We start from the raw sequence: 3,461 nt of genomic DNA, 5'->3' as shown, positions 1-3,461 counted from the left end.
GTTAAATCCTAAACTATTTATAGAATTAGTGAGTATACTATTAAGTGCTGCTAGCATAGGAGATGCACCGTTTTTTAACGAGTTATTCAAGCACTACATATTTCTATTTTTTGGTTTTAAAGTTAATATTGTTAAATCACACTATCAGTAAAAAAATTAAGATATTAAATCCCTAATAATGTACATAGGACCCCAATGATTCCCAAAGTTGTTGCAAATAGTGACATTGGATAAACCTGCCTAAATGTAAACACCGGTGTGAATGCATTAACTATAGCAGCGATTATTGGGAATAACATAGCAACTGCAAGATTTATCACGATAGTTATTGGATTGCTTATATCTGGAGCAATACCCAAATACAAAGTAGCGAATAAACTTCCAAGTGTTATCATCAAAAGTTCCTTAACACACAAATAAAGCGCTCTATATTTTGCTGAATATTCCATTGTAGGCCCTTCAATAACATCTGCCTTTGTGTGCATGATTGAGAATGGGTATTCCTTTAGCATTATTATATATCCAATTAAATAACACAACGCCCCAAATAAACCCCCAAGTGTAAATAAAAACATATTCCCTACAACATCCTTTAAAAATATGCTGTGTTGTGAGATAAATGGGATAAATGTTGCTAAATAGAATGGAAATGAACCGATAGTAATCATTTTAAATGCCCTAACTGCCCCAAGTTGTTCAAGCGTCATTTTTATTGTCCCTAAAAAACCACTTCCTTTACATTCATCAATAAACGGCATTCTAATACCCATTACTGTATTTGATAATGAACCCATTATAATGTAAACCATTTCTTCTATTTTCAAAAGTCCAATAAGACCAATCTCATTTGAAAGTATATGATAATGTATTAATGTTGTTAATGCAAAAACTGCCCACAAAACAACAAAACTAACAAGAGGAAGAGTTTTGTATAAATTTGGCATCTTCGCTACTGGCTCTTTTGGAATTTTGTAGAGAAATTTAAATAATGCCCAAAATCCAGGAGTTGCTATTGAAGGTCCTATTCTTTGTTGTATTCTTGCTTGGATTTTCCTCTGCATTCCTGGAATCCATGTGGATAATGAGAACGCTATCAATGGAATGCCTATTGCTGATAAAATCTCTTCTATCATAATCTCACCATCTGGTTACGTATAAATCTGTAGAATATCCCAAGCAAAGTATATGTCTTAACTTCACATGTTATTATTCGTTCAAAATTTTAGGGAGTGCTTTGACAATCCCAGTTATTATGTCCTCTGGTCTTGGTGGGCACCCTGGAACTTTAACGTCAACTGGAATTACATTTTCAACAGGTCCATCAATAAATGATGATGTTCCTAAATCAGCACCGATATGCTTATAAACCCCACCCATCAATGCACAAGCCCCAACTGCAACAACTGCCTTAGGTTCTGGAATCTCTTCGTAAATCTTTTTTAATGATTCAGTGACTGCCTTTGTAACACATCCAGTGACAATTAAAATATCTGCCTCTCTTGGATTCCATGTTAAAAGAACATTGTATTGCTCCGCATCATAAAAAGGGGACAAAACACAGTTAACTACTTCAATATCGCATCCATTACATCCTCCAGTATAGACAAGCATGACGTGGATGCAGTTTTTTCTTGATAATGCCTTTAATGACATCAAATCCACCTCAAACATTAACAACATAAAATTTATCATGATAATTAATGACAAATTATCGACAAATTTATATAAAAATATTGCGGTTTTAATAAAGAATATAAAAAAAGCATTTTATAGAGTAAGGATAGTAACAACACAAAATTAAGAAAAAATAAAGCAAATAAAAATAAATAAAATTATTTACGCATTTCTACAACATCCACAACTTCCAATGGGATATCTTTTAAAGCCTTTCCAATTGTTGCCTTTGCTATCCTTATTGCATGTTCTGTACTTTCAGCATTAAATACCCTCATTGACAGTAAGATTCCAACCAATGCAGTTCTTGCAACAACAAGTACACAATCTATGGGCTCACCGCATTTTGGACATATTGTTAATCCAATGTCAATATCCACATATTCCATGCTATGTCTGTTTAAGGTTTTCCCTATTTGAGAAATAGCCACATTAATGGCATCCTCAACATCATCCACATTCTTCACAACGTATGCTGCCTGTAGTGTTACGTGATAATTCCCCATAAGTCTCACCAAAACCTCACAAAGTTTTTTCTCGCAGTTTTTATATTTTACTTAAGTATTTATTTGATTATTTTGCCAATGTGAATCTAACATCATCATCTCCCACATCAAAGATACCCAACCTTGCCCCAGCGTCTATCCAACCGTAGGCATAATTTAATGATGCAAATGCATTAACATAATCCCCTACATCTATAAATGCTTTTGCATCCTTATAATAACTCTCTATCATCAATAGAAAGTCCTCTGCAACATCATAAAGTAAACTTCTTTTTGGAGGTAATCCCTTTTTTATTATCTGTATGGCTTCTTCTGTTCTTCTTAAGTAGTTGTTTAATTTCTCATCTGTAATGATATTTTTTATCTCATTGCCCCTCTTGCACATACCTCACCACTATACAAAAACTTTATATCATACTACTACATTTGCCTATTTAAAAGTTTGTTGTATAATTTAAAAATAACAAAATCTACTTTTTTAAAGTTCTATTTATAGTTGTTGTTTACCAAATTTTAAAATAACTGAATTTGTACTTAATTTTGACACCTATATCCTCTAAGAATGGGCGTTAAAAAATTTCAATGTTATGTTTAACAACTTTAATTTGAATTTTAATTTGGGAATATCGTTTATTCAGACATGATAAAATTTCCGAAAGTAAGGTAAATTGACTGATTTTGAATAAATATTGATTTATATTTTAATTTTTGATATTTACAGTTTTTAACGTAAACAACTACAAACAACAAATAGCGCAAACTTCAATTTACTGATAGTGTGATTTGACACTATTAAAATTAAAACCAATGCTCATCTTCAAGTATCATTACCTAACATGATTATAAGTAATTCAGAGAACCAATTCGATTTATAGTTGTATATAAATGTATAGAGGCTTACATATGGGTGGAGATTTTTTCGACTAATGCCTCGATGTTTTCTTAGATAATGTTTGATTATCGAATGGAAGCATTCGCAGTTATTAACGTTTAAGCCATCATCCGTATTAACGATTAAATCGTCTGAATTAACTTCGTTAATCATTTCTCAAATTTTAGCCTTGCTTAAATTCGTTTCAACTATACAGTGTTATTATTGGAGGTCTTTCGATTTTGTACGTTCCTTTGCCCCTTTTTTAATCCCCTTCTTCGTTTTTTATTCTTTTTAATGCCTTTATCTCCAGAGTTAATGTAAAATTCATCTATCTCCAATTCGTTTCCAGTAATTTTTTTTAAAATGTTGTCTTTTTCAGACGATTTCATAACTCTTTTGCAAACGAA

5 protein-coding genes are annotated in these 3,461 nt (G+C 31.9%); all 5 read right to left on the bottom strand.

The features are described 5' to 3' along the window. Positions 1-164: 164 nt before the first annotated feature. Positions 165-1,133, bottom strand: coding sequence for a respiratory chain complex I subunit 1 family protein (locus METFODRAFT_RS09385; protein WP_007045380.1), 969 nt, complete (start codon positions 1,131-1,133; stop codon positions 165-167). Positions 1,134-1,206: 73 nt separating this feature from the next. After that, on the bottom strand, positions 1,207-1,653 hold the full coding sequence (locus METFODRAFT_RS09380) for an NADH-quinone oxidoreductase subunit B family protein (RefSeq protein ID WP_007045379.1): 447 nt from the start codon (positions 1,651-1,653) through the stop codon (positions 1,207-1,209). Between the two features lie 179 nt (positions 1,654-1,832). Beyond that, complete coding sequence (locus tag METFODRAFT_RS09375) at positions 1,833-2,180, bottom strand: DUF555 domain-containing protein (RefSeq protein ID WP_007045378.1); 348 nt, start codon at positions 2,178-2,180, stop codon at positions 1,833-1,835. Between the two features lie 67 nt (positions 2,181-2,247). Further along, positions 2,248-2,565, bottom strand: coding sequence for a DUF357 domain-containing protein (locus tag METFODRAFT_RS09370; RefSeq protein ID WP_007045377.1), 318 nt, complete (start codon positions 2,563-2,565; stop codon positions 2,248-2,250). Between the two features lie 695 nt (positions 2,566-3,260). Next, a partial coding sequence (locus METFODRAFT_RS11210) for a hypothetical protein (RefSeq protein ID WP_007045376.1) occupies positions 3,261-3,461 on the bottom strand: 201 nt, incomplete at its 5' end.

Source organism: Methanotorris formicicus Mc-S-70, assembly GCF_000243455.1.
GTDB lineage: Archaea > AGJL01 > Methanococci > Methanococcales > Methanococcaceae > Methanotorris > Methanotorris formicicus.
Note: the sequence above shows the minus strand (reverse complement) of the source record. Positions and strands in the feature narration are given on the sequence as shown.